This is a genomic window from Mesorhizobium sp. M7A.F.Ca.CA.004.04.2.1 (assembly GCF_004022825.1).
In the GTDB taxonomy this organism is placed as follows: Bacteria; Pseudomonadota; Alphaproteobacteria; order Rhizobiales; family Rhizobiaceae; genus Mesorhizobium.
Map to the genome: position 1 here is coordinate 1 of NZ_RZPH01001722.1, position 538 is coordinate 538.

Genomic DNA, 538 nt, shown 5'->3' on the forward strand with positions numbered 1-538 from the left:
GGTCAGCCTGCGGCGAACCGGAAACAGGTGCAGGCCCTTGCGGGACGCGATCAGGCCCCACAGCCCCTTTGGTGCAAAAAGCATTACGACGACGGCGATGAGGCCGAGCGTCATCAAGTACCAGCTGCCGTAGTCGGCCAACGCCGAGCGCAGCGCAAAGAAGACCAGCACACCGAGGATCGGCCCCTCGATGGTGCCGATGCCGCCGATGACGACTATGAAGATGACGTTGGCGGTCCAGTCGGTGACGGCAAAGGCCGCTCCCGGCGAGATGCGGGCCGTCTGCAGAAAGATCAGCGCGCCGATCAGCCCGGTGGCGGCCGCGGCGATCAGAAAGACCGCCCATCTGAGCCGGCCGGTATCGACGCCGACCGATTGCGCCGCGTCGACATTGTCGCGCACCGCCGCCAGCGCCAGCCCGAGGCGATTGCGCAGCAGCCAATAGATGCCGCCGGTCACCGCCACGACCAGCGCCAAGGCCAGCCAGTAGGCCAGGACGTCGCGTGCCGCGGCCTCGCGGACGGCGAACAGCGCCCTG

Annotated in this window: 1 protein-coding gene; it reads right to left on the reverse strand. The window is 68.0% G+C overall.

All coding sequences use genetic code 11. The features are described from left to right. Window positions 1–538: branched-chain amino acid ABC transporter permease (locus EN893_RS37210; protein WP_164901559.1), on the reverse strand; the 538-nt coding region annotated here is incomplete at both ends.